This is a genomic window from Bifidobacterium subtile (assembly GCF_000741775.1).
GTDB lineage: Bacteria > Actinomycetota > Actinomycetes > Actinomycetales > Bifidobacteriaceae > Bifidobacterium > Bifidobacterium subtile.
In genome coordinates this window covers 304,444-328,690 of the sequence record NZ_JGZR01000003.1, presented here as the reverse complement: position 1 = coordinate 328,690, position 24,247 = coordinate 304,444, and the positions used below count along the sequence as shown (strand labels likewise).

General features: G+C 62.2%; 18 protein-coding genes. 17 read left to right on the top strand and 1 reads right to left on the bottom strand.

Annotation, left to right across the window (positions count from 1 at the left end):
* Positions 1–98 precede the first annotated feature (98 nt).
* The 9 genes from BISU_RS03175 to BISU_RS03135 all read left to right on the top strand — a co-directional run bounded on the left by BISU_RS03175 (position 99) and on the right by BISU_RS03135 (position 12,283).
* On the top strand, positions 99–503 hold the full coding sequence (locus BISU_RS03175; RefSeq protein WP_024462659.1) for a glycine cleavage system protein H: 405 nt from the start codon (positions 99–101) through the stop codon (positions 501–503).
* A gap of 54 nt (positions 504–557) precedes the next feature.
* Positions 558–1,760, top strand: a complete 1,203-nt coding sequence (locus BISU_RS03170; protein WP_033503219.1) for an App1 family protein — start codon at positions 558–560, stop codon at positions 1,758–1,760.
* Between the two features lie 370 nt (positions 1,761–2,130).
* Positions 2,131–4,683, top strand: a complete 2,553-nt coding sequence (locus tag BISU_RS13095) for a S9 family peptidase (RefSeq protein ID WP_033503231.1) — start codon at positions 2,131–2,133, stop codon at positions 4,681–4,683.
* Positions 4,684–4,901: 218 nt separating this feature from the next.
* Positions 4,902–5,939 carry a 3-isopropylmalate dehydrogenase gene (locus BISU_RS03160; protein WP_024462662.1) on the top strand — a complete coding sequence of 346 codons (1,038 nt, stop codon included), beginning with the start codon at positions 4,902–4,904 and terminating at the stop codon, positions 5,937–5,939.
* Between the two features lie 110 nt (positions 5,940–6,049).
* Positions 6,050–6,679 (top strand): TM2 domain-containing protein, encoded by a 630-nt coding sequence (locus tag BISU_RS03155; protein WP_033503230.1) that lies wholly within the window; start codon positions 6,050–6,052, stop codon positions 6,677–6,679.
* Between the two features lie 65 nt (positions 6,680–6,744).
* Positions 6,745–7,965 (top strand): lipoate--protein ligase family protein, encoded by a 1,221-nt coding sequence (locus BISU_RS03150; protein WP_024462664.1) that lies wholly within the window; start codon positions 6,745–6,747, stop codon positions 7,963–7,965.
* Between the two features lie 22 nt (positions 7,966–7,987).
* The gene (locus BISU_RS03145) at positions 7,988–8,710 is read left to right on the top strand and encodes a Crp/Fnr family transcriptional regulator (protein WP_024462665.1); all 723 of its coding nucleotides are present in this window, start codon (positions 7,988–7,990) and stop codon (positions 8,708–8,710) included.
* Between the two features lie 142 nt (positions 8,711–8,852).
* Positions 8,853–11,093 (top strand): transglycosylase domain-containing protein, encoded by a 2,241-nt coding sequence (locus BISU_RS03140; protein ID WP_033503228.1) that lies wholly within the window; start codon positions 8,853–8,855, stop codon positions 11,091–11,093.
* A 65-nt stretch (positions 11,094–11,158) separates the two neighbouring features.
* Complete coding sequence (locus BISU_RS03135) at positions 11,159–12,283, top strand: NADH:flavin oxidoreductase/NADH oxidase (protein WP_024462666.1); 1,125 nt, start codon at positions 11,159–11,161, stop codon at positions 12,281–12,283.
* Between the two features lie 258 nt (positions 12,284–12,541).
* On the opposite strand, the gene BISU_RS03130 is transcribed toward BISU_RS03135, so the two are convergent.
* Positions 12,542–13,687, bottom strand: coding sequence for a quinone-dependent dihydroorotate dehydrogenase (locus BISU_RS03130; protein WP_024462667.1), 1,146 nt, complete (start codon positions 13,685–13,687; stop codon positions 12,542–12,544).
* A gap of 169 nt (positions 13,688–13,856) precedes the next feature.
* On the opposite strand from BISU_RS03130, the gene BISU_RS03125 reads away from it, so the two are divergent.
* The 8 genes from BISU_RS03125 to BISU_RS03095 all read left to right on the top strand — a co-directional run bounded on the left by BISU_RS03125 (position 13,857) and on the right by BISU_RS03095 (position 24,089).
* Positions 13,857–14,786 (top strand): polyprenol monophosphomannose synthase, encoded by a 930-nt coding sequence (locus BISU_RS03125; protein ID WP_319020703.1) that lies wholly within the window; start codon positions 13,857–13,859, stop codon positions 14,784–14,786.
* Between the two features lie 308 nt (positions 14,787–15,094).
* Positions 15,095–15,898 (top strand): DeoR/GlpR family DNA-binding transcription regulator, encoded by an 804-nt coding sequence (locus BISU_RS03120; protein WP_024462669.1) that lies wholly within the window; start codon positions 15,095–15,097, stop codon positions 15,896–15,898.
* 32 nt (positions 15,899–15,930) lie between these two features.
* Complete coding sequence (galT, locus tag BISU_RS03115; protein ID WP_033503225.1) at positions 15,931–17,208, top strand: galactose-1-phosphate uridylyltransferase; 1,278 nt, start codon at positions 15,931–15,933, stop codon at positions 17,206–17,208.
* Between the two features lie 21 nt (positions 17,209–17,229).
* Positions 17,230–17,478 (top strand): hypothetical protein, encoded by a 249-nt coding sequence (locus tag BISU_RS12420; RefSeq protein WP_152599246.1) that lies wholly within the window; start codon positions 17,230–17,232, stop codon positions 17,476–17,478.
* A 58-nt stretch (positions 17,479–17,536) separates the two neighbouring features.
* Positions 17,537–18,787, top strand: coding sequence for a galactokinase (galK, locus tag BISU_RS03110; RefSeq protein WP_024462671.1), 1,251 nt, complete (start codon positions 17,537–17,539; stop codon positions 18,785–18,787).
* A 677-nt stretch (positions 18,788–19,464) separates the two neighbouring features.
* A complete protein-coding gene (locus BISU_RS03105; RefSeq protein ID WP_051245928.1) occupies positions 19,465–20,688 on the top strand; it encodes a thiolase family protein in 1,224 nt (407 codons plus the stop codon).
* On the top strand, positions 20,685–22,511 hold the full coding sequence (locus BISU_RS11475; protein ID WP_024462673.1) for a hypothetical protein: 1,827 nt from the start codon (positions 20,685–20,687) through the stop codon (positions 22,509–22,511). Before BISU_RS03105 ends, BISU_RS11475 begins: the two co-directional genes overlap by 4 nt.
* A 408-nt stretch (positions 22,512–22,919) precedes the next feature.
* Positions 22,920–24,089, top strand: a complete 1,170-nt coding sequence (locus tag BISU_RS03095; protein WP_024462674.1) for a hydroxymethylglutaryl-CoA synthase — start codon at positions 22,920–22,922, stop codon at positions 24,087–24,089.
* Positions 24,090–24,247 lie beyond the last annotated feature (158 nt).

Genomic DNA, 24,247 nt, shown 5'->3' with positions numbered 1-24,247 from the left:
GGCAGACTTGCCTTTCGGCAGTAAGCCGGGGCCGACGCACGCTACCGCGTGGGAGCATGCCGACTCTATGTAATGCAGGGACGCTACGCTGGTGACCCATGGATGAAAATATTGAAGACAAGCCGGCGAATCTCGATATCCCCGAGCAGCTACAGTATTCCACCGAGCATGTGTGGGTGGACGACTCGGTGAGTCCTGCGCTGATCGGCGTGACCGAATATGCCGCCAGCCAGATGGGCGAGCTTGTGTTCCTTGATCTGCCGGAGACCGGCACCCGCGTCGAGGCGGGCGATGAGATCGTGGAACTGGAATCCTCCAAGGCCGTAGAGCCGCTGGTGTGCCCGGTGGCGGGGACCGTGCGGTATGTGAACCGCGACGCAGCCGACGATCCCAGCGTGATCACCAACGATCCATACGGCGAGGGATGGATCCTCAAAATGGAGCTGGACGACGACGAGCCGCAACTGCTCAGCGCCGACGAGTACGGCGCAATGATCAAATAGCCCGCACACGCTCTTTGAGCCCGCAGTTCCCCGAGCCGCGCATATGGAGAGAATATGACTTCAGAAGACGAACTCGATCCCGACGACATGCCCACCATTCCCATCCCGGCACGACGGGTCGTCACGACGTTCGACGCTGCTTCAAGGCATGAGCGGCTCGAGAACAAACCACTGCCGATCCGTTTCATACGGCGGCTGGTCATCACCGGCTTCGGCATGTGGATACATATATCCAGCGCCATCGGCAAACAGCTCAACTGGCGTCCCAGCGTCGAGCCGTATGTCGGGTACGGCACTGACGACTACTCCCGGCTGATCTGCCGGACCGTATACGCGCCGGCGCGCAGCGAGCCGGGCAGGCTGGTTCGCGGGCTGCGGGCGATGCTCATGGTCCCGGCGCCCGCCACGCACGTCAGAATCGCGATTGACGCAGCGCCGCTCACCACCGTGCAGATCGGCAGCTCCGAGGCCTACGACCGGGTCGACCACGGCAGGGATCGCAGCGGCGAGACCATCATCTCCGACGTTTCGGGCTATCTCGATCTGGTGGCCGAGCGTCGGCTTGAACCGGGCATCCACACCGTGTCCTACCAGGTGGCTCATCGCAAGCCTGTCGCCTCGCAGCTGTTCACCATCGCTCCGGGCACGCCGATCGGCGTGATCTCGGACGTCGACGACACGATCATGGTGACGCAGGCGCCCTCGCCGCTGCGCGCGGCCTACAATCTGCTGCTGCTGAATCCTAAAAAGCGCGGCTCGGTGCCAGGCATGGGCGTGCTGTTCAACAAGATCGCCGATATGTTTCCGCAGGCGCCGTTCTTCTACCTGTCGACTTCGCCGTGGAACGTCGAAAGCTCCATCCGCAATTTCATCGCCGACCAGGGCTTCCCGCGAGGCCCGCTGCTGCTGCGTGACTTGGACCCGCGCCCCAAGACCTTCATTCCCTCCGGCGTGCAGCACAAACTCGAATTCGCCGAGCAGCTCATGGGGGACTTCCCCGATATGCGCTTCATATTGATCGGCGACGACGGGCAGAAGGACCCGACCACGTACGCCACCATCGCGCGGCGCTACCCGGGGCGGGTGCTCGCCATCGGCATCCGCCAGCTCAGTCCGCGCGAATACTCGCCGCTGGGAACGGTGGCGGGATTGACCGCAACCCAGCCGATGCCGGTCACCGACGTGCCCGTGTTCACCGGCACGACCGGCTCGAACCTCATGAAGACCATGCTGCCGTATCTGGCGAAGTTCCAGTAGCGCGGTTTTTGAGGTGGTCGGCCCTCAGTACGTTTTCCTGATCGCTTGCGGCGACCGTATTGGGAAACGTGCGCTGCCACATGCTCAGCGTACGTTTTTCGGTATGACCTTCAGCAATGTGACAAGAAACGTACGCTGAGAACCCAGTGTTGGCATGGGGCAACGCTGACATGACGATAGACGCTGGCTAGGTGCCGGCTGCCCGAGGTGTGGGCTACAGCATGCGCATGGCGGTCGGCTCGGCGCATAAGTCCCGGCTTGTGCGCCGAGCAGCGTCGTATAATCGGGCACCATGACCATTGTCACCACCATCGCTGAAGAGGAAACAGACAAGGCGCGGCATGATCCGAAGACGGGTCCGCGCCCTGGCATGTCTGGCATGCAGCCGCCTGTCGCCAGGAAGCTTGATCATATTCGCTCGGCCCACGGCGACACGTTCAACGACCCATACGACTGGATGCGCGACAAGGAATCCGCCGAAGTGCGTGACTATGTCAGTGCGCAGAACGACTACTGCCAGTCGCGCACGGCGGGTTTGCAGGGCTTGAGCGCGACATTGTTCGACGAGCTCAAATCCCGCGTGCAGGAGACGGACATGTCCGTGCCGACGCGCATCGACGGGTATTGGTACTTCGTGCGCACGCAGGAGGGACAGCAGTACGCCACGCAATGCCGCATCCCGATTGCCGGACCGGAAGACTGGACGCCGCCGCAGATCGATCCGAAGGGCGACCCCGGCTCGATGCGCGGCGAGGAGATCGTCTTCGACGCGAACCTTGAGGCGCAGGGCCACGATTTCTTCCGCCTTGGAGGGCTTGACTTGAGCCGGGACGGGCGCTGGCTGCTCTACGGCGTCGACACCGCCGGCGACGAACGCTATGACTTTCATATTCGCGACCTGCACGACGGCACCGAGCTGCCGGAAGTGCTGCATGGCATCGGCGGGGCATGCTTCACGCCGGACGCGCAGTGGGTGTTCTATGCGGTGCTTGATGAGGCGTGGAGGCCCTACGCGATTCGCCGGCACCACGTCGGCACACCGGTCAATGCGGACGTGGAGGTGTTCCTCGAGGACGACGAGCGCTTCTGGGCGGGCGTGGGCCTGAGCTTCGATGAACGGCACATCGTCATCGCCACCAGCTCGAAGACCAGCGGCGAGGTGTGGATGCTGCCTGTGGCGACGCCCGAGGAGGAGTTCCGCGTCTTCATTCCGCGTCAGGACGACGTGGAATACGATGTGAGCTTCGCGTGCTTCGAAGACGCGGGCGAGCAGGGCGAAGACATTCCGCTCGCCGTCGTGTATCACAACGCGCTCAATCCGAATTTCGAGATCGACGTCATCGACATGCGCGCGCATGAGCCGCCATACCGTCTCGGCGAAGGCACCGTGGTCGCAGTCGGCTCGCCGTACGGATGCGAGCAGGGCGAACGGCTTGAGGCCGGGGCGTCGACCAAATCGGTCTGCACGCCGTACTACGACCCCCGCAATCCGGCGATGCTGCAGGGCGTACGTGGTTTGGGCATCGAAGGCATCGCGCTGCACAGAAACTTCGTATCGCTGTCGTATCGCGCGAACAGCTTGCCGCATATAGCCGTGATGACCAAGCAGGACGCCGCGCAGGACTTCCTGGCCGGTAGGCCGTGGCGCTTCCGGGAGATCGAACCGCAGGAGGCTGAATCGCAGGATGGCGAGGGCGGCAAGGAGCGTACGGGCGAGCTGCGGAAAGCCGGCAAGTCCGGTGAATCTGGTGAAGCCGCGAAACTGAAGCCCAAGGAGCCGAAGCGGCTGTACTCCTTCGGCACCGGCGGCAACCCGTCGTACGACGCGCCGCGCATGCGCTACTCGTTTGGCAGCTACACGCGGCCGGCCGAGCTGCATGAGCTGGACCCTGCCACCGGCGAGGATGTCCTGCTCAAGCGGGCACAGATGCTTGGCGGCTTCGATGCGCGCGACTACTCGGAGCGCCGCGTCTGGGTGAAGGTGCGTGACGGTGAGGATGTGCCGGTTTCGCTCGTCTGGCGCACCGAGGCGATGCCTCAGCTGGCCGCGTGCCCCAGGCATATCGCGGCCCCGGCTCCGGACGCGGTGCCGGCGACAGGGAGCGCAGCGGATATCGCGGGTGCGGATATCGAGCTGCAGGCGGGCGACGCCAGCCATGCGGCGAATGGAGCGGCTGGTCCTGCCGCTTCGATTCCGATGTTCGTCACCGGCTATGGAGCCTACGAAATCAGCTCGGACCCTGGCTTCTCCGCAGGCCGCATCAGCCTGCTCGACCGCGGCGTGCTCTATGCGGTGCCGCATATCCGTGGCGGCGGCGAAATGGGCCGCGCATGGTACGAGCATGGGCGGCGGCTTGAGAAGAAGCATTCCTTCGAGGATTTCGTCGACGTGACCGCCGCGCTGCAGGAGGCCGGGTACGCCGATCCGGCGCGGACGGTGGCCAATGGCGGGTCGGCAGGCGGCCTGCTCATGGGGGCCGTCGCCAACATGGCGCCGGATCGTTTCGCCGCCATCGAAGCGGACGTGCCTTTCGTGGATGCGCTGACCTCGATACTCGACCCCTCGCTGCCGCTGACCGTCACCGAATGGGACGAGTGGGGCGACCCGCTGCACGACGAGCAGGTGTACCAGTACATGAAGTCCTATACTCCGTATGAAAATGCGCCCAGCGATGACCATCCGACGTCGAGGTTCCCGAAGATTCTCGTGACTACGTCGATGAACGACACGCGCGTGCTGGTCGTCGAGCCGCTCAAATGGATCGCCAGACTGCAATCGGCCGGCGTCGATGTGATCGCCAAAATCGAGATCGAGGCGGGCCATGGCGGCACCACCGGGCGCTACAAGCAGTGGGAGGAAGTCTCCTACGAGAACGCTTGGTGCCTCGATGCGATGGGGGCCACGCAGCTGGTGACATCGTGATACTGCGCGGTGTCGCGTGATGCTGAATGGCTGAATGCGGGAGTCTCGTCGTTGCGTCGCATTGTGTACGCTAACGCGACCCTAGCGGTTGAAAGGTGACGTAACCGGCCCCTAAAACGTTACGTTTTGTACGCTAGGGCCGAATTATGACCACATTCATGTCCAATACTTGGAACGCGCACTCGGGTCTGCGGGCGGGCGCGACTAGTGTCACGCCTATGACTACAACCCAGACATATCACATCGCCGTCATCCCCGGCGATGGCATCGGCAAGGAAATCATTCCGATAGCGCAGGCGGCCCTCGAGAAGGCGGCTGAAGGCGCGGCGCACTTCGCATACGAGCCCTTCGACCTCGGCGCCGAACGCTACCTGCGCGACGGCGCGATTCTGCCGGACGAGGATCTCGAACGCATCAAGCGCGCCGACGCCATCCTGCTCGGCGCCATCGGCGACCCGCGCATCAAGGCGGGCATCCTGGAACGCGGCCTGCTGCTCAAGCTGCGATTCGCGCTTGACCAGTATGTGAACCTGCGCCCCTCCAAACTGTACAAGGGTGTCACCTCGCCGCTCGCCAACCCCGGCGACATCGACTTCGTCGTCGTGCGCGAGGGCACCGAAGGGCTGTACTGCGGCGCGGGCGGCGCGATTCGCCGCGACACGCCGGCGGAGGTCGCCACCGAGGTGTCGATCAACACCGCGTACGGCGTCGAGCGCGTCGTGCGCTACGCCTTCGAGCTGGCGATGAAGCGGCGCAAGCACGTCACCCTTGTGCACAAGAAGAACGTGCTCGTCAACGCCGGAGACATGTGGCAGCGCATCGTGGACCGTGTGGGCGCGGAGTATCCTGAGGTATCGCATGACTATCAGCACATCGACGCGGCGACGATCTTCCTGGTCTCCGACCCCTCGCGCTTCGACGTGATCCTGACCGACAACCTCTTCGGCGACATCCTCACCGATGAGGCGGGCGCGGTCGTGGGCGGCGTGGGCTACTCGGCCTCGGGCTGCATCAATGCGTCGAACGAATACCCCTCGATGTTCGAGCCGATCCACGGCTCTGCGCCCGATATCGCCGGCAAGGGCATCGCCAATCCGACCGCCGCGATTCTGTCTACCGCCATGCTGCTGCGCCATCTCGGCTTCGATGAGCCCGCCGTGCGCATCGAGAGGGCCGTCGAGGCCGATATCGAAGAGCTCGGCTCCGCGCAGCGCAGCACCCAGCAGGTGGGGCAGGATATCCTCGCCCGGTTGTGAGGCAGGTTGTGAGCCGAGCCAAGACCGCCAGCACGACATCACGCCGTGACGTCAGCCATCACGCAGCAGGCATAATGGTGCAGTAAGCGCAATACAGTATGGTTGTGGGCATGAGCGATTTCAATGCCGACAACGGCCAGCAGCAATATCCTGACGATGGCTATGCGCAGACGCCTCAGGAGCCTGCCGCCGAGCAGCCGCAGCCAACCCAGCAGCAGTATGCTGCCGGGGCTGCTGGCCAGTATGGCTACGCGAATCCGGACGCCGGCCCGAACGAGCAGCCGCAGTATTCGCAGCAGCAGCCCTATGGCGCTTATCAAGGCGCGTATTCTGCCCCCGGGCAGAACAGCTACGCGCAAGGCGGCCAGCCGGGCGGCCCCGCGCAAGGGCAGCCCGGCCAGCAGTGGGGCGCGCAATCATCGCAGGCATATGGAACCGCGCCATACATGACCCAGCCCTATGGCGCTGGTCAGGAGATTCCTTACGGCTATATACCCCGGCAGAAGCTTGTGGCCGGCCTGCTGGGCATCTTCCTGGGCTGTTTCGGCGTGCATAATTTCTATTTGGGCAATACCGGCAAGGCGGTCGCGCAACTGCTGCTGACCTTGATCGGGTGGATTGTTCTCTTCGGTCCATTCGTGTCTTGGGTGTGGGGGCTGATCGAAGGCATCCTCATCCTGTGCGCCAACTATGGCTCGCCGTGGCACCGCGACGCCCTCGGCGTCGAGCTCAGGGACTGATCGGCGCAAACGCTGCGCTCGGGCGGCAATTGGAAGCTTTGTACGGTTAAGGAGTGGACTCGCTCATGCAGGTGAGTGACGATCATAGCGCCCGTGGGGGCTTCTCGCGCGGGGAATGCAAGCTCGCTGGCGGCAAGCTTGTGGGAGTCAATGTACGTCGCGATGGTACCGGAGCCGTTGCGCAATGCCGACTTGACGGTGATTTCTTCCTCGACGGTGCTGACGATCGTGAGATCGCGGCGCTGGTGCACGATATCGAACGTGCGCTGGTCGAAGGCGTCCGCATCGAAGCGGTCTTCGCCCGGCACGCGGGCACGTCGATCGTCGGCGTCGACGCGGCGTCGATTGAGACGGCTTTCGCGCGAGCCGTGGGCGCTGGCACAAATACGGCCAGCGATGGTCTTGCGGGCGGGCAGGCAGGCGAGACGGACATTCGAGCGCAGAGTTCCCAGGCGCAGGAACGTCAAACACGAGGAGCCCGCACAGATAAAACCCGGTCGTATGCAGCTGCCTCAGTGCCCTCGCCGACGCCGCTGCCACCAGCAATAGTCGGCTCCGACGCGCTGCGGGATGAAGCGCGTCGGCGCTGGGCGGACTTGCGCCCGGTTGTCGTCCATGATCGCGCGCGCCAGCCGCAGGATCAGATGGACGTCGACGAGCAATGGGCCCGCGAAGTGGCCGCCGGAACAAGGCCGGCAACGCTGCGCATCTGGGAATGGGCGTCCTCGGCGGTGATCATCGGGCGTTTTCAGTCGCTTGAGGACTCGGTCGATCTTGAGGCCTGCCGCCGCGAACAGGTGAGCGTGGTGCGCCGCTGCACCGGAGGCGGCGCGATGTTCGTGGAGCCGGGCAACACGATCACGTATTCGCTGTATGCGCCGAGGGATTTCGTGCGTGACGTCAGCATCGAACAGTCCTATCGCCTATGCGATCAGTGGCTGGTGGACGCCTTGGACGGCATCGGCTTGGACGTGCGGTTCTCGGGGCTCAACGATATCGCCTCCCAGTACGGGAAAATCGGCGGCGCGGCGCAACGGCGCTTCCCGCCGCAAGGCGCGGGCCCGGGCTCGCTGCTGCACCACGTCACGATGTCGTACGACATCGACGCGGCGAAAATGGGCCGTGTGCTCAAGGTGTCACGTGAGAAATTGCGCGACAAGGCCGTGCGCTCGGCGGTCAGGCGCGTCGACCCGCTGCGCTCGCAGACGGGCATGGACAGGGCGTCCATAATCGCGCTGCTTACGGAATCGGCGCGGGACGGGTCTACAATGGGCCTGAGTCGATGAGGATTCACCTGTTCATGGAGGTATGACAAGCGTGGCAAAGCCGAATGAGATGCCCGAGCCGGATAATATCCTGCTGCGTACCGCCTTGTTCAAACAAGTCTCGCCGGAGCAGGCGGAGGAGCTGCTGCCGCATCTGAAGCGGGCCACATTCGCGAAGAACCATTTCATCTTCCGCGAGGGCGGCGAGGATCAGCGCATATTCCTGCTCGAAGAGGGGCGGGTCAAGCTCATTCGCGAATCGCGCGACAGCCGGGTGCAGCTGCTCAGCATCCATGCGTATGGCGAGGTGCTCGGCGAGATACCGGTATTCGATCCCCATGGCGGCCCCCGCACCGCCTCGGCGGTCGCGATGACGAATACCGCGCGCGTCGCCTGGCTTGAGCGTGATGCGCTGTTCGCATGGCTGGGCAAGTATCCTCGCGTCGCCGTGGACATGCTGCAGGTGCTGGCCAACCGGATGCGCGCCAACAACGAGCGCATCTCCGACCTGGTGTTCATGGATGTGCCGGCGCGACTGGCCAAAACCCTGCTGAGCTTAGCCACGCGCTTTGGCGAACCGGTTGAGGCCGGACTCAAGGTGCCGCACGACTTGACTCAGGAGGAGCTGGCCCAGCTGGTCGGCTCCTCGCGCGAGACGGTGAACAAGGCGCTTATGGATTTCTCCAACCGTGGCTGGATCGCGCGCGAAGGGCGTGCGATCATCATCTACAAGCCCGGCATGCTCATCCGCCGCTCTCGTCGCTGAAGCCGCACGGCGATTATGCGAAGCGCCGTTTCACCCAGTGAATTATCGGCATTCGCACAGCTTCGACGCCGCAACGTGAGGGCTTCGTCACGACTTCGCGACGGCGGCGATGCGGTAGAGACACCCCCCTAGAATGGTCACCATGCCGAAGAAGAAACCCCTCATCGTCCGGCGCGTGCTTGCGCTGATTCTCGCCTACGTGACGCTGTGCATCGCCGGCGGCGTTGTGACGAGCATATTCCTCGCGCCCGGCGTGCTGGGCGTGAATAAGATCGCCAAGGCCGTCGTGCCGTCGCTTAAGGTGGAGGGCATCAACTTCGATGTGACGTCGTTGCCGCAGAAATCACGACTGTACGCTTCCGATGGCAAAACCGTGATCGCGTCCTTCTATGCGCAGAACCGTACGGTCGTTCCGATCAAGGACATCTCCGAACCGATGCGGCAGGCCGTGGTCGCTCGCGAAGACCGTCGCTTCTTCGAGCATGCCGGCGTGGATGTGCAGGGCGTGCTACGCGCCTTCATCCAGACCTTCATCAAGAAAGGCGACACCCAGGGCGGCTCGTCGCTGACCCAGCAGTACGTGAAGAACGTGCTGCTCATCCAGGCCCGCGAGAAGAACGATCCGATCGGCGAATACCATGCCACCGAGGATACGGTGGCGCGCAAGCTACGCGAAATGCTTATCGCTGTGCAGATGGAGAAGAAGTATTCGAAGCTGGAGATTCTGCAAGGTTATCTCAATATCGCGCAGTTCGGCGGGCATAACCTCTATGGTGTGGAAACTGCCGCTCGGCGCTATTTCAACACTTCGGCCGCGAAACTCAATCTGGTGCAGGCCGCGACCATAGCTGCCATCACGAAAAACCCGACCGCCTTCGATCCTTCAGTCGAGGGGAACCAGGCGCAGGCGCAGAGGCAGCGCAACATCGTGCTCGACCTCATGTATGATCAGGGCTATATCAAATCCAAGGCGGAATACGAGAAGGCGCACAACACGCCGATTAAGGACACGCTCAACATCCAGGACAATGTGACCGACGTAGGGTGCCAGTCCGCAGGCGATGCCGGGTTCTTCTGCGACTATGTGATCAAGCAGATCCTCAATTCCCCTGAATTCGGCAAAAGCGAGGCAGCCCGCCAGAAGCTGCTCACCGAAGGCGGCCTCGACATCTATACCACGATGGATGTGACCGCCAACGCCGCGGCCATGCAGGCGGCTCGCGACACCATCCCCGTGGACGATCCCAGTGGTTTCGAAGTGTCGATCGCCGCAATCAAGCCAGGCACCGGAGAAGTGCTCGCCTTCGGCAGCAACCGCGTCTACGATGCCACGGACGCCGCGAAAAGCGATCCGACGCATACCGCCATCAACTACGCGGTCGATCAGAAGGACGGTGGCGGCTGGGGCTTCCAGGTTGGCTCCACATGGAAGCCGATCAACTTGGCGGCATGGATGATCGCCGGCAAATCGATCAACACCCCGCTCGCCACTTCAATGCGGTACAACAACAGCTCCTTCAGCTGCGATCGCTACAGCGGTTTCGGCGTGTGGTCTGTGCAGAATTCGGGTGGCGGCACGGTAAGCCCTGAGACCCCGCTGCAGGGCTTGGTGCGCTCGCACAACACGACCCAGGCGTCCATGGCATCCCAGATCGGATTGTGCGCCATCGCCGACACGGCCAAGGCGATGGGGTACCACAATTCCCCGGCCGGCCATGAGGATGTCTACGATCCCAACTCGCTCAACCCGCCGATGACCATCGGCTCGGTGCAGGCCTCGCCGCTCACCATGGCCAACATCTATGCGACCATCGGCGCCAATGGCGTGGAGTGCACGCCGATCGCGCTGAAGAAGGTCACCGATAAGACCGGCAAGAACATCGCGGTGCCCAGCGCCAACTGCCATCAGGCTATTTCCCCCGAAGTGGCTCAGACCACGGCCTACGCGATGAATCAGGGCGTGGTGACTCCGAGAGGTGAGGCGGCCACGACCCAGCTCGACAACGGGCGCAAGACCTTCGCCAAGACCGGAACCAACGAGGACACCTACATGCTTACCGGCGGATTCGTGCCGAACCAGGTGGCCTCCTTCGTGGCGGTGGGCAACGCCGAGTCGCAGCAGAGCTTCAACGGCATGACCATCAACGGGCGCACGATGGGCATGTGGTACGGCATGTACATCGCGACCCCGGCTTGGAAGGAGTTCATGAACAACTACCTGAACTCGGCTGGAATCCCGCAGGACAACAATTACGGCAATCCGGCTCCGCAGTATTTGTCCGCCCCGGCTGCGGCGCCGCGTGCGCAGCAGAACACGCAGCAGAATCAGAACAACCAGCAGGGCACGCAGGAAAATCAGCAGGGCGCGAGGCAGGGGCAGTAGCCTGGCGCTGAGGCATTGAGCCGCATGAAACTTCAAGCAGAGACTTCACATAAGGGATGATTCCGATGAGCAAATCCGTGAGTAAATCCGTGAGCCAAGAGACTCCGACGCTGTTCGAGGCGATGGACTTGCGCGGCCTGACGCTGCGCAATCGCGTGTGGATGCCGCCGATGTGCATGTATTCCGTGCCCGATCGCGATGGCAAGCCGACCCCGTTCCACTACCAGCATTATGTCTCGCGATCGCTGGGCGGATTCGGCATGATCATCGCCGAGGCTACGGCGGTAAGCCCAGAAGGGCGCATTTCGCCGTGCGACGTGGGGCTGTGGAACGACGACCAGGTTGCGGCATGGCGATGGATCGTCGACGGTGTCAAGGCGGCAGGCGCCGCTTTCGGCGTCCAGCTCAACCATGCCGGACGCAAGGCCTCAACCGGATGCGCGGGCATCGGTCACGAGAACGCTTCGGTGCCGTTTGAAGACGGCGGTTGGCGGACCGTCGCGCCAAGCCCGATTCCCTTCGGCGACTACGCCGACCCTCGCGAGCTGAGCGTGGATGAGATTCACGGCATTGTCGATGAGTTCAGGAACGCGGCCGGTCGTGCGGTTGCTGCAGGCTTCCAGATGATCCAGCTCCACGCCGCCCACGGCTACCTGATCTCCCAGTTCCTCGACCCGCTGTCGAACAATCGCCGCGATGAATACGGCGGCGATTTGGCCGGCCGCATGCGCTTCCTGATTGAGATCGTCGATGCGGTACGCGGCGCCATCCCCGAAACCATGCCGCTGACGGTTCGCATTTCAGCCACTGATTGGGCGACGAATGGCTGGAATCTTGAAGAGACGATCGAAACCTCACGCGTGCTCAAGGAGCATGGCATCGATCTGATCGACGTGTCGACCGGCGGCATCGTCGCCGGGGTTTCCATTCCGGTCAAGCCGAACTACCAAGTGCCGTTCGCCGACGCGATTCGCCATGATGCCGGCCTTCCGGTGACGGCGGTGGGGCTGATCACCAAGCCGAAGCAGGCGGAGAAGCTGCTGCGCGCAGGCAAGGCCGACGCCATCGAGATCGGCCGGGCTGCGCTGCGCGATCCGTACTGGCCGCTGCGGGCCGCGCATCGGCTGGGCTTGGCCGCCGAACAGATTCCCTACCCGCAGCAATATGTGCGCGGGGCATTCAGGGACTAGACGGGTTCGGCGACTGAACTGTTGGATTGCGCTGTTGGTTTGCACTGTGTGGGCTGTTGGGTCGCATCAGGCAGTTTGGCTGCCGAGCCATGCCACGGCCTTTATGCCGCGGCACGCATGGCTGATGCATCTTTTGCGACGTGAACTTGCCGCAAACGGCGCCACTGATGCGGTGACTTTCGGGCGGTGCATCAATGGCGCCAAATAACCCGAATACATGTCGCACATGATGCGTCGGGCGATTTCAGACGACAGGCCTCAGACGTCGATGCCGACCGCGTCGGACACATGTTCGAAGCCGTCGGCGCGCAGCAGCTCGGCCAGACCGCGCTTGAGCACGCTGATCTGCTGGGGGCCGCGATACATCAGCGATGTGATGAACATGACCAGGCTCGAACCGGCGCGGATCTTGGCATAGGCCTGCTTCGGAGTGAACACGCCGCCGACGCCGGCGATGGTGAAGCGGTCGCCGAACTCGCGATAGGTGCCGCGAATCAGCTCATTGCTGGACTGGTACGCCGGGCCGCCCGACAGGCCGCCTTCCCAGTCGCGCGGAATGCTTAAGCCCGTGCGGTCCTTGCGCAGGTTGGCGATGGTGACGCCCTGCACGTCATGCTCGGCGAGCACTTCCAGCAGCTCGCGGAATCGCGGCCAGCCGGTGTCCTGCGGCATCTTGACCAGCAGCGGCTGCGAATGAGAGACCTCGTCCAACTCGGTGAACAGCCTGTCGAGGTTGTCGGGTTCGATGAAGGGCTCGCCGACGCGGGTATTGGGGCAGGAGATGTTGATTTCGACCATTGAGCTGCAACCCGAGGCCTGTTCGAGCGAAATGCGGTAGTCTTCGATGCCTTCGTCGATGTCGCCTACGAGGTCGTCATTGGTCCGAGCGATGGAAATGGACATGCGCATCGTTTTGGCTGCGTCTTCCGCCTGCGCGACGCGTTCGATGATCTTCGCGCTGCCTTCATTGGCCAGGCCTACATGGACGATCATCGAATCGTACTCCGGAAGGCGGTGGAACCAGGGTTTTGCATTGCCTGCGCAGGGACGGGAAGTGATGGAGCCGACCGTTTCGAAGCCGAAGCCAGCGTTGTCCATGAGCACGGGCATGTCGCAGTTCTTGTCGAGCCCGGCCGAAAGCCCGAAGGGGTTGGCGAAGTCGAGTCCCATGGCCTCGGTTTCGAGAATCGGATCGGTATAGTCGATCGTCTGGCGCAGCAGCCACATGAGCGGCGTGATGTTCCTGGTGAGATGGCAGAAGGAGACCATGTTCTCATGCGCCTCGTCCGGAGCATGGTTGAACACGAAACGCGGTTTGACGACATGCTTGTACCCGAAAGTGACCATGTCGGTCGCGGCTTTGTTCAGTGCATCGTGCCAATAATTCGTTGAAACATAACCCATGACCATATTGTGCCACCCGCGCGAGAGAACGACACTCGGGGAAGTGGCTCGCGCGGGCGGCGGTCGTGCCGCGCGGTTCGCCGAGGGCTGCGCCGGAAAGGTGACGCGAGGCATGGGCAACGCGGCAGAGCTGTGGACAACGGGGCGGCGACGCTTGTACAGTGAAGTCGTGAAAACCAGACAGGATACGCATGCGGCGGCTGCGGGGCGCCGTGGCGGGCGAGCCGACCTCGTATCCGCAGGCGGTTATGCGGTCGCTGGCTCAATGCGCGATGGTGGCGTGGCGTGCGACGGGAGCAGGACCGTGTGCGATGATGGAGCTGCGCGCAATGACGGAGTGGGCGACGGCGGCATGTGCGATGACGTGACGTGCGACGGCGGCGTGTGCGTCGTCATGCCGACCTATAACGAGCGCGAGAACATCGAGCCTACCTTGGCTGCGCTGTTCGAATGGAACCCCGGGGTGCATGTGCTGGTCGTCGACGATAACTCGCCGGACGGTACCGGTGAGGTGGCCGAAGCCATATCGGCAGGCGACACGCGCATGCATGTGCTGCATCGCGACGGCAAAAATGGCTTGGGGCCGGCCTATTTGGCGGGTTTTGGTTGGGCATTGCAGCGCGGTTACGCCACGCTATGCTCGATGGACATGGACGGCTCGCATCGGGCGCAGGATCTGCACGCGATGCTTCAGATCGTCGCAGCCGATCCCACGATCGATCTGGTGATTGGCTCTCGGCGCATTCCGGGCGGGCGCACTGAGGGCTGGTCGCGACATCGCAACTGGATTTCGAGCGCCGGCTCGTGGTATGCCCGCACGATGCTCGGATTAGGCGTGCGCGATATGACCTCGGGGCTGCGCGCCTACCGCGCCCGGATCCTGCGCGCGTCGAATCTGCGCTCGGTCGAGGCGAATGGCTATGTCTTCCAGATTGATATGACCCGCCGGGTGGCAATGGCTGGCGGGAACATCGCCGAAGCGCCGATCGTCTTCCCGGAGCGAGTCCATGGCCGCTCGAAGATGGGTATCGGCATTGTGGCCGAAGCCATGTGGCGCGTGACCGGGTGGGGGCTGCGCCGGCTGTTCGAGCGGAGCTGATGAGATTAGGGCGGTATGGCCTCGGCTGAGTCCGGTTTGATTCGGCTGGGCCCGTTTTGATTCGGCTTGGTCTGGCCTGGTTCGGCTTGGTGACTGTCAACCCATTGTCTCGTGGCATTGAAGCGGTTTCGCCAAATCAGGTTTGTGCAGGTCTGCGGACGCAGGCTATGCGGTTGCGTATGAGACGGGTGAGGACAAGGGATCCAAGGGAGATCAGGCATGGCGTGACGATCATCTAATGTGAGGTCATGTTCGTTTAGAACCATGTTTTGTTTGACTTTCAAGAAAATATGTGCGATAATGTTCATATGATTTCGTCACAACGTCAGCATCTCATACTGAGCCGGTTGCGCACCCGTGGAGCCGTGCGCATCACTGCGCTGTCCAAGGAACTCGGCGTGTCAGCGATGACCATTCGGCGCGATATCGCCGATCTCGCCGACAAGGGGCTGCTCAAGCGCGTCCACGGCGGGGCGGTGACCACCAGCACGCTGCTGAGCGAGCCGCTGTTCTCCGTCAAATCGCAGATGGACATCGGCCTTAAGGACGCCATTGCGCAGGAGGCAGTCAGGTACGTCGCGCCCGGGGATGTGATCGCCATCGGCGGCGGCACCACGGCCTACGTCTTCGCGCAGCATCTGCTCGAATCGCAGCAGTCGTCGGGCATCACGATTCTGACCAATTCGATTCCGGTCGCGGAGCTGGTGCAGGCCTTGGAGTCCAAGGATATCGAGGTCATCGTCACCGGCGGCGTCATCACCCGGTCGAATTCGCTGGTCGGGCCGATCGCCGACAAGGTCATCGAATCGCTGCGCGTCAACACGGTGTTCCTCGGCTCGCATTCCGTGTCGATTCCGCGCGGCTTCCTCATGCCGAACTCGCTTGAGGCCGCCACGGATATGGCGATGATGGACATCGCCGACCGCACGATCATCCTGACCGATCACACCAAATGGAGCTCCACGTCGCTCTCGCTGTTCGCGCGCTTCGATCAGGTGGACACGGTCATCACCGATGACGGGCTCGACCCAGATTCCACGGCGAGAACCAAGGAGCTGGTCAAAGAGCTTGTGCTGGTTCACCAGAACGAGAATGCCCAAGGAGACGAGTAGTGATGACTGCAAAGACAACGGCTGCAGAGGCAATGTTGAGCGAAACGCCGGAGATTCCGGCTTCCCAATTCGGGCACTATTTGCCGGGAGACTATGCTGCAAAGCATATCCGCATCACGCCCACGACGCTTGCGGACGGGCGCGAGTTCTTCTATCTGGACGACGACCCGGACTATGTCTCCGGGCGCAAGACGCGTGAGCTGCATGACCCGCGCCCGTTGGCCTATCGTTTCGCACCGCACCTCGATGCCGATGGCAATGAAGTGCCGTACGCCGCTCCGCAGATGCGCCGCGATCCGCTCACCGGCGATTGGATCCCCATGGCGACTGCGCGTATGAATCGCCCGATCACTGCCGGCCCGGGAGCTACGGCAAAGGGCAATCCGCTCGCCGCGCGCAAACCCGGTGACCCCTATCAGGACGGCGAAGTGCCGGACAGCGATTACAACGTCGTGATCTTCGAAAACCGCTTCCCCTCCATGGTGCGCGTGCCCGGGGCTTCCAACGAAGTCAGCTACGTCAACGGCAACCCGCTGTGGGAGCAGGAGCTCGCCGCGGGGCGCTGCGAGGTCATCTGCTTCGACCCCAACGAAAGCGGATTGCCGGCCGATCTGCCGGTGTCCCGGTTGCGTACGGTGGTCGAGGCGTGGGCATTCCGGACCGCTGAGATCTCGCATATGGAGGGTGTCGAGCAGATCTTCCCCTTCGAAAATCATGGCCAGGAGATCGGCGTTTCGCTGGCGCATCCGCACGGTCAGGTGTATTGCTACCCCTTCATTGCGCCGAAGCTGGAAAAGGAGCTTGCGCACACCGAGGCGTATTACGAGCGTACCGGCGGTAATCTGCTGGGGGACATCCTGCATGGCGAAATCGAGGCGGGGGAGCGCATCGTAATGCGCAACCACAGTTGGGTGGCTTACGTGCCGGCCGCCGCGCGCTGGCCGCTCGAAGTGCATGTCGCCCCGCTGCGCGATGTGCTGACCTTGGACGAGCTGTACGATCAGGAGCGCTGGGATCTGGCGCAGATGTATTCCACGCTGCTCAAGCGGGGCAATGCCTTCTTCGACACGGGCGACGGCAAGGGCATGGACCTGCCTTACATCGCCGCCTGGCACCAGGCGCCGATCCACGATGCGCGCCGGGCGCACTACCGGCTCAATTTGCAGTTCTTCTCCTTCCGCCGCGCGACGAACAAGATCAAGTACTTGGCTGGGTCGGAATCGGGCATGGCCGCCTGGGTCTCCGACACCACGCCGGAGCTGATCGCGCAGCGCTTCCACGAAATCGGCAGCGTTGACATCGGCGACTAGCCGGCGAGAATTTCGGCGTTGATGATGAAACGGCAGCGAAACGGATTGGGCGAGGGCGGAGCCGTGGCGGCAATGACGGCTCTGTTTGAACCGAACTTGGGTCTGCTCCCGTCTCACCGCTGTCACTCCGCCCGAATTGCGCTGCCATCACTCGTCGCAATCCCGAACCGCAACGAATCGCAGAAGATCCCATTGCGGTTCGGATATCTTCCTGAACATTTTCACAGTCAATATTTTCAAGAAACACAGCAGGCGGATTGCCATCTGTGACTGCGTATGGCGCAATCGCAATGGCTGAAGTCATGTCAACATCAACAAGGAGAACATCATGAATACCGTTCAGTTCATCGACGCACTGACGCATGACGAAGGCGTCGACCGTGCCACCCGACTGTTTGCCCAGGCCTACGGCGAGCAGCCCGACGGCGTGTGGTCCGCGCCGGGGCGGGTCAATCTGATCGGCGAGCACACCGATTACAACGCCGGCCTATGCCTGCCCATCGCCCTGCCGCACCGCACCTTCATCGCGCTCAAAGCCCGGAATGACACGACGGCGCGGGTTGTGTCGGACATTTCGCCGGATGCGGTCGCGCAGGCTGATCTTGACGGTTTACAGGCTGGTGGTGTGGATGGCTGGGCCGCCTACCCGATTGGCGTGGCCTGGGCGCTGCGCGAAGCCGGGTTCGCGCAGGTGCAGGGCTTTGATGCCGCCTTCACGTCCTGCGTGCCGCTTGGCTCGGGCCTGAGCTCGTCGGCGGCGATGACCTGCTCCACTGCGCTGGCTCTGGATGACGTATACGGCTTGGGATACGGTGCGTCCGATGCGGGGCGTGTGACGCTGATCAACGCGGCGATGGCCTCCGAGAACGACATGGCCGGAGCCTCCACCGGAGGACTTGACCAGAACGCCTCGATGCGCTGCACCGCCGGGCACGCCCTGCTGCTCGACTGCCGCCCAGAGCTCACGCCCCTCGAAAACGTCTCCCAGCAGCCCTTCGATCTCGACGAGCTTGGGCTTGAACTGCTCGTCGTCGACACTCAAGCGCCGCACCAGCTCAACGACGGGCAGTACGCGCAGCGCCGCGCCACCTGCGAAGCGGCCGCGCGCATCCTCGGCGTCACCAGCCTGCGGGTCAGCGCCGATGGCATCATCAAGGCGGGCGATTCCTTCCAGGCGCTCAAAGAGACGCTGGATGCGCTGCCGGACGAGACGATGAAGAAGCGCGTGCGCCACGTCGTCACCGAAATCGAACGTGTGCGCTCCTTCGTGCACGCTTTCGCGCAGCACGATATCGTGGCGGCTGGGCGGCTGTTCAACGCTTCGCATGATTCGCTGGCATCCGATTATGAGGTCACCGTGCCCGAGCTGGATGTAGCCGTGGATGTGGCGCGGCGGGCCGGTGCCTATGGTGCGCGCATGACCGGTGGCGGCTTCGGTGGCTCCATCATCGCGCTGGTGGATCGGGGCCGTAGCCAGGAGATCGCGCAGGAGATCGCCGACGAATTCGCCTCACGCGGATTCCACGCGCCGCGTGCGCTCGCCGCCGTGGCCTCCGACAGCGCCCGCCGCGAGGCCTAAAGTCGAGGGTTACACACACTATGCCCCTTTCGTGACTCTAGCGCGGCATTAGCGTCACAAAAGGGGCACTACGACACGGGCTATGCCCCTTTCATGACGCCTTATCACGGGTTAGCGTCACGAAAGGGGCATAATCGATTCTTCGTACGTGATTGCGCGTGGCGGGACGTGTCAAGAAGTCCCTTGATCTTTGCATCGGCCGCGGAGCTGCTGGAATTTCGTGGCTGCACCCGATAAATTCGGCTATCTGCGTTGTGTGAGGCGTTAACTCGGCCTTGTGGAGGTCTATCTGCGTTGTGTGAGGCGTTAATTCCTTGGCGCCCCGAGTATCGTTGGCCGAAAATGGCGGTTCTGGGCCGTCTGATACTCGATGCTCCGCGAAATAGCGCCTCACACAACGCAGATAGACCTCCGCGGGGCCTGATTAACGCCTCACATAACGCAGATACCCATGTAAAACGCGAAGTTCGGCGCATTGAATCATGAAAAACGCATTCAGCCAGTGAACTGCGGGGTGTAGAAAGGCCCAAAGGTAGGAAATCAATGAGGAACAGCCGTGCCGAGGGTGAAGAAATCGTTGCGGAGCGCTCGTCTTCATAGGACATTCACTTCATTGCCGGTAGTCTGCTTAAGGGTTGATGAAGGCGACGGCGTGTCCGGATGACTATGGAGGGTGTATGGCTCAGACTCAAGCGGTGCCACATGCGGATGCACTTGACGGCATCGATGTCGTCATCACCTCCGCGTATCGCACGCCTACCGGCAAGTTTCGCGGGAGTCTGAGCGATGTCAACGCCGTGGATATGGCGTCCCGATTGGTGTTCGCAGCGCTTGAACGTGACCATATTGCCTCCAAATGTGTCGATCAGATGATCTTGGGCAATGTCTTGTCCGCTGGGTTGGGGCAGAACGTCGCGCGGCAGGTTCAGATCAATGCCGGGCTGTCGGTCGACGGCACGGCGATGACCGTGAATCAGGTCTGCGGCTCCGGCCTCAAGGCGGTTCGGCTCGCCCAGTCGGCCGTGCTGCTTGGCGATGCGCGCGTGGCGATTGCGGGCGGCGTCGAAAGCATGTCGGGAGCGCCGGCTTTTGCACCAAGAACGGGCAAGAAGACCTTCGACACTGACGGTTGGCGCGACACATTGTTCAACGACGGGCTCAACGATGCCTTCGAGGACTACGCGATGGGGGTCACGGCCGAGAACCTCAACCGGATGTTCCATCTTCGCCGCGCTCAGCTAGACGAGTACGCGCTGGATTCGCAGCGCAAGGCGGCGCAGGCGTGGCAGGCCGGCTGGTTCGACGAGGAGGTGCTGCCGGTCAACGAGCTTGCGATCGACGAGGTCATGCGGCCGCAATCGACCTTGGAAATACTGTCTGGATTGCCGCCGGTCTACCAGCAGAACGGCATGGTGACGGCGGGCAACACCTCGCCGCTGAGCGACGGCGCGAGCATGGTGGCAGTGACCACGGCGCGTACGGCGGCGGAATTGGGTCTGATGCCGCTGGTGCGGATCACCGGCTATTGCGAAGCGGGCTACCAGCCGGGACTGATGGGCTACACGCCGATTCTGGCCATTCGTCGGCTGCTGGATCGATGCGGGCAGAATATCGGCGATATTGATTTGTTCGAGGTGAACGAGGCCTTCGCCAGCCAGGCTATCGTAGTGCGGCAGGAGCTCGGCATCGACCCGGATATCTACAATATTTCCGGCGGCGCTTTGGCGTTGGGGCATGCGTTGGGGTCGTCAGGCACGCGGATTTTGACGACGCTGATTCACAATCTGCGGCGTACCGGGGCACGCATAGGCGTCGCGGCGCTGTGCATCGGCGGGGGGCAGGCCATCGCGATGGAAGTCGAGAATCTGGGCAGTTGTAAAAAACTTGAGGGTAAGGCATGACGAAATTCTATGAGCTGAGCACCGAGGAACGGTTAAGCCAGCTGATATCCGAAGGGCGGTTGACTACGGCAGACGCCGCGTTGCTGCGCGATGGCGGGCTGAATGCTGACATTGCCTCGCGGATGGTCGAGAACCATATCGGTGATTTTCCGGTGCCGCTGGGTCTTGCCGAACATTTCCTCATCGACGGCGAGCAGTATCTCATTCCGATGGCTACTGAGGAGCCGTCGGTTATCGCAGCCGCAGGCAACGCGGCGCAGCGCATCGCCCGCAGCGGCGGATTCCACACGGAGTCAGTGCGTGGCGGCATCACCGCGCAGATCGTGTTTCGAAGTGGGCGGTCGGATGGCAGTGTTGACGGAGCCGGTAAGGTTGGAGGCGCTCATAGTGACGCTGGCTTTGCAAGTGGCTCGGACGCCGGCAGTGGTGCCTCTTCCTCTGCCATACTCGCCGAGATGAATGTGGCGGGAAACGTTGTCAACTCATGTGGTGGCGGCAAATCAGCGATTCTTGATTTTCCGAATGCGGTATCGCGCGGCGCTGACGAAAGAGATGCGGGGAAGCCTTGGATTGTGAAACAAGATTCCGAGATAACTGCGCATAATGCTGTGCAAGACAGCTCTGTGGAGTGCAAGACTGCGGAATGCATTGCTGAGACGGCGTCTCACAGGGCTGGCGAAGACGTTGGTCGCGAGGCTGGGAATAATGGCGCGGTCGACTATGAGCACGCGTCTCGCGGGTTTGCGGAAAGCGTCGATCACGGGCAAAACACGGCGAACGCCGCCGATACGCAATATGCAATGGATTCGTGGCGCGATTTTCTGCATGCGCATATCGCGCGAATCAGCGAAATTGCGCGGCAGGCCCACCCGACGCTGGCGAGCCATGGTGGAGGGCTGCGGTCGGTGAGCGTGCGGCGAACGAGCGATATCGGCGCGGTTGAGCATGCCGCAGCGAACAGTGACATGTTGAATCACGCAGAAAACTATACGGGGAGCAGTGCGAAGGCCGTCGCAGCGAACAGCGCGAGAACATGCGCAGGCGAGTTCATCGAATTCGACCTGCTCATCGACCCGGGCGCAGCGATGGGCGCGAACACCGTCAACACGATTGCTGAAGCGGTTTCGCGTTATCTGGCAGACCAGCTGCCGCACTACGAGCTGCTGATGGCCATTCTGTCCAATTGCGCGCCGCAGCAGCGGGCGAGGGCGTGCGCATGCATCAACGCTGAGCTGCTGGCAACCAAGGATATGCCCGGAGCCCAAGTGGCGGGGCGGATTGCAGCCGCATCGCGGTTCGCGCAGGCGTCCGAGCTGAGGGCCGCCACGCATAACAAGGGCATCATGAACGGCATCAACGCGGTCGTGCTGGCGAGCGGCAACGACACGCGCAATGTGAACGCTGCCGCGTACGCGGACTTGAGCGAGCGGCATCGCACATGGACGGACTGGCGTTTCGACGGCGAGAGGCTCATTGGCGAAATCGACATGTCGATGCCCATCGGCTCAGTAGGCGGAGCGATTTCCACGTTGCCGACGGCAAAACTTGCTATGCGGCTATTGCGCCAGCCCTCAGCCGAGACATTGATGGGCATCATCGCCAGCGTAGGCTTGGCTTCGAATCTCTCGGCGATGCGTGCGTTGGTGACGCGGGGCATTCAGGCGGGGCATATGAATCTGCAACTGCAGAGTCTGGCTATGATGGCTGGCGCGCAGGGCGACGAGGCAGAGGAATTGGTGCGTTGGCTTCGTGCAAATCCGCGCCAGGCGAGTCTTGCTGCGGCGCAGGAACAGCTGCGACGGTTGCGTGAGGGATCGGCGTGACAGGCATCGTGGAACATGCGGTATGCATCGCTGCAGGTTTGCGTCGTGGCGTACGGTGCCCGCCGTCTGCCGTGGTGCAGCCAGACACAACGTTGATATTGGCTCGAAACCAAATGGGTGCTCGCCGCCTGATGACGTCGCGGTTCTTGTGCGCTGCGTTGACGAGCTGTTTTGCTCCGAGGTTTCCTGATTCGTCATGCATGGGCAGTGAGCATCAGCGGTCGAGGCATATGTTCCGCCCTGCGTGTCCGGCAGAATAGCAGGATAGGACAGTTCCGCGACGGAGATGATTTGTCGGGCGGTGACAGGCAATGCCGGGGATACGAGCGATAATGATGTGGGCATGCGGACATTGACGAAGAAGTTGACGGATAATACGGATACGACAGTATATATAAGGAGCAGCACATGAAGGTCGGCATCGACAGGATTGAGTTTTCCACGCCGAATCGCTATCTGGATTTGGTGGACTTGGCGCATGCTCGTGGAGCCGACCCCAATAAGTATCTCATCGGCATCGGCCAGCGCAAGATGGCTGTGCCGACGCTCAGCCAAGACATCGTGGCAATGGGTGCCAATGCGGCAGAGGGAATGTTTGGCGGCCTTGACGATAAGGAAAAGGCGTCGATTGGCTTGCTGATTGTCGCGACCGAAAGCGGCGTCGATCAGTCCAAAGCCTCAGCGCTCTTCGTGCATGACTTGCTTGGTCTGCCGTCTTCGATGCGTGCCATCGAAATCAAAGAGGCTTGCTATGGTGGCACGGCCGGCTTGCAGCTTGCTGCGGATTTCGTGCGCGCGCATCCCGGCACCAAGGCTCTGGTAATCGCGGCTGATATCGCCCGATACGGCCTCAACGCCGGCGGTGAAGTGACGCAGGGTGCTGGCGCAGTGGCGATGCTGGTGGCCGAGAATCCGCATATCCTCGCCCTTGAGGAGCGCTCGGTGGTGCGCAGCCGCAGCACCGACGACTTCTGGCGGCCGAACTACTCCGCCGAAGCCTTCGCGAAAGGCAAGTACTCGGAGCAAGTCTATCTTGAGATGTTCGCCGAGGACTGGCGCGAAGCCGAGTCGCTCGGGCTGACGCAGGTGAGCGGTCTGCAGGCGCTGCTCTTCCATATTCCTTTCTCGAAGATGGGCCGTAAAGGGCTGCGCACGCTGGAATCCGTGATTCCCGTGAGCGATTACGAGCGGCTGACTGCACGCTTCGAAAAGGGGATCATGTACGGCCAGGAGGTCGGCAATCTATATACTGCATCGCTCTACCTGAGCCTGATCTCCCTGCTCGAACGGGACGAGAGTCTGTGTGCTGGCGACCGCATTGGGCTGTTCTCCTATGGTTCGGGTTCCGTGGCCGAGCTGTTCTTTGGCATACTGCAGACCGGCTACCGCGATCGACTCAATCGAACCGGTCATGAAGCGCTGCTCGCAGCTCGCCAGAGGCTTTCGATAGATGAATATGAATCAATTTTCAGTGCCTCGCTGGTCACTGACGGCTCGCAGCAGGATATCGAAGACGGCGACCCGGCCGCTCTGCATGCCTTAATTCGTATGGAAGGCCACGAGCGCTTCTATCGGTGAGAGACTCGTCAGTGAGACATGGCTACGTGTCCGTATGTACATAATGTCAAAGTTGGCGTCAAGTAGGTAACTCGTCCGCATTCATTAGGTCAATTGCAGAGAATCACAATGCCAAAAGAGCCTTAGCACCAAGGTGCCCTGTCGTGGGAATGGCGGTA

Excerpts from the sequence above, each read along its gene's own strand:
- BISU_RS03175 (WP_024462659.1), top strand. The coding sequence starts at position 99 with ATGGATGAAAATATTGAAGACAAGCCGGCGAATCTCGATATCCCCGAG.
- BISU_RS03170 (WP_033503219.1), top strand. The coding sequence starts at position 558 with ATGACTTCAGAAGACGAACTCGATCCCGACGACATGCCCACCATTCCC.
- BISU_RS13095 (WP_033503231.1), top strand. The coding sequence starts at position 2,131 with ATGTCTGGCATGCAGCCGCCTGTCGCCAGGAAGCTTGATCATATTCGC.
- BISU_RS03160 (WP_024462662.1), top strand. The coding sequence starts at position 4,902 with ATGACTACAACCCAGACATATCACATCGCCGTCATCCCCGGCGATGGC.
- BISU_RS03155 (WP_033503230.1), top strand. The coding sequence starts at position 6,050 with ATGAGCGATTTCAATGCCGACAACGGCCAGCAGCAATATCCTGACGAT.
- BISU_RS03150 (WP_024462664.1), top strand. The coding sequence starts at position 6,745 with ATGCAGGTGAGTGACGATCATAGCGCCCGTGGGGGCTTCTCGCGCGGG.
- BISU_RS03145 (WP_024462665.1), top strand. The coding sequence starts at position 7,988 with ATGACAAGCGTGGCAAAGCCGAATGAGATGCCCGAGCCGGATAATATC.
- BISU_RS03140 (WP_033503228.1), top strand. The coding sequence starts at position 8,853 with ATGCCGAAGAAGAAACCCCTCATCGTCCGGCGCGTGCTTGCGCTGATT.
- BISU_RS03135 (WP_024462666.1), top strand. The coding sequence starts at position 11,159 with ATGAGCAAATCCGTGAGTAAATCCGTGAGCCAAGAGACTCCGACGCTG.
- BISU_RS03130 (WP_024462667.1), bottom strand. The coding sequence starts at position 13,687 with ATGGGTTATGTTTCAACGAATTATTGGCACGATGCACTGAACAAAGCC.
- BISU_RS03120 (WP_024462669.1), top strand. The coding sequence starts at position 15,095 with ATGATTTCGTCACAACGTCAGCATCTCATACTGAGCCGGTTGCGCACC.
- galT (WP_033503225.1), top strand. The coding sequence starts at position 15,931 with ATGTTGAGCGAAACGCCGGAGATTCCGGCTTCCCAATTCGGGCACTAT.
- BISU_RS12420 (WP_152599246.1), top strand. The coding sequence starts at position 17,230 with ATGATGAAACGGCAGCGAAACGGATTGGGCGAGGGCGGAGCCGTGGCG.
- galK (WP_024462671.1), top strand. The coding sequence starts at position 17,537 with ATGAATACCGTTCAGTTCATCGACGCACTGACGCATGACGAAGGCGTC.
- BISU_RS03105 (WP_051245928.1), top strand. The coding sequence starts at position 19,465 with ATGGCTCAGACTCAAGCGGTGCCACATGCGGATGCACTTGACGGCATC.
- BISU_RS11475 (WP_024462673.1), top strand. The coding sequence starts at position 20,685 with ATGACGAAATTCTATGAGCTGAGCACCGAGGAACGGTTAAGCCAGCTG.
- BISU_RS03095 (WP_024462674.1), top strand. The coding sequence starts at position 22,920 with ATGAAGGTCGGCATCGACAGGATTGAGTTTTCCACGCCGAATCGCTAT.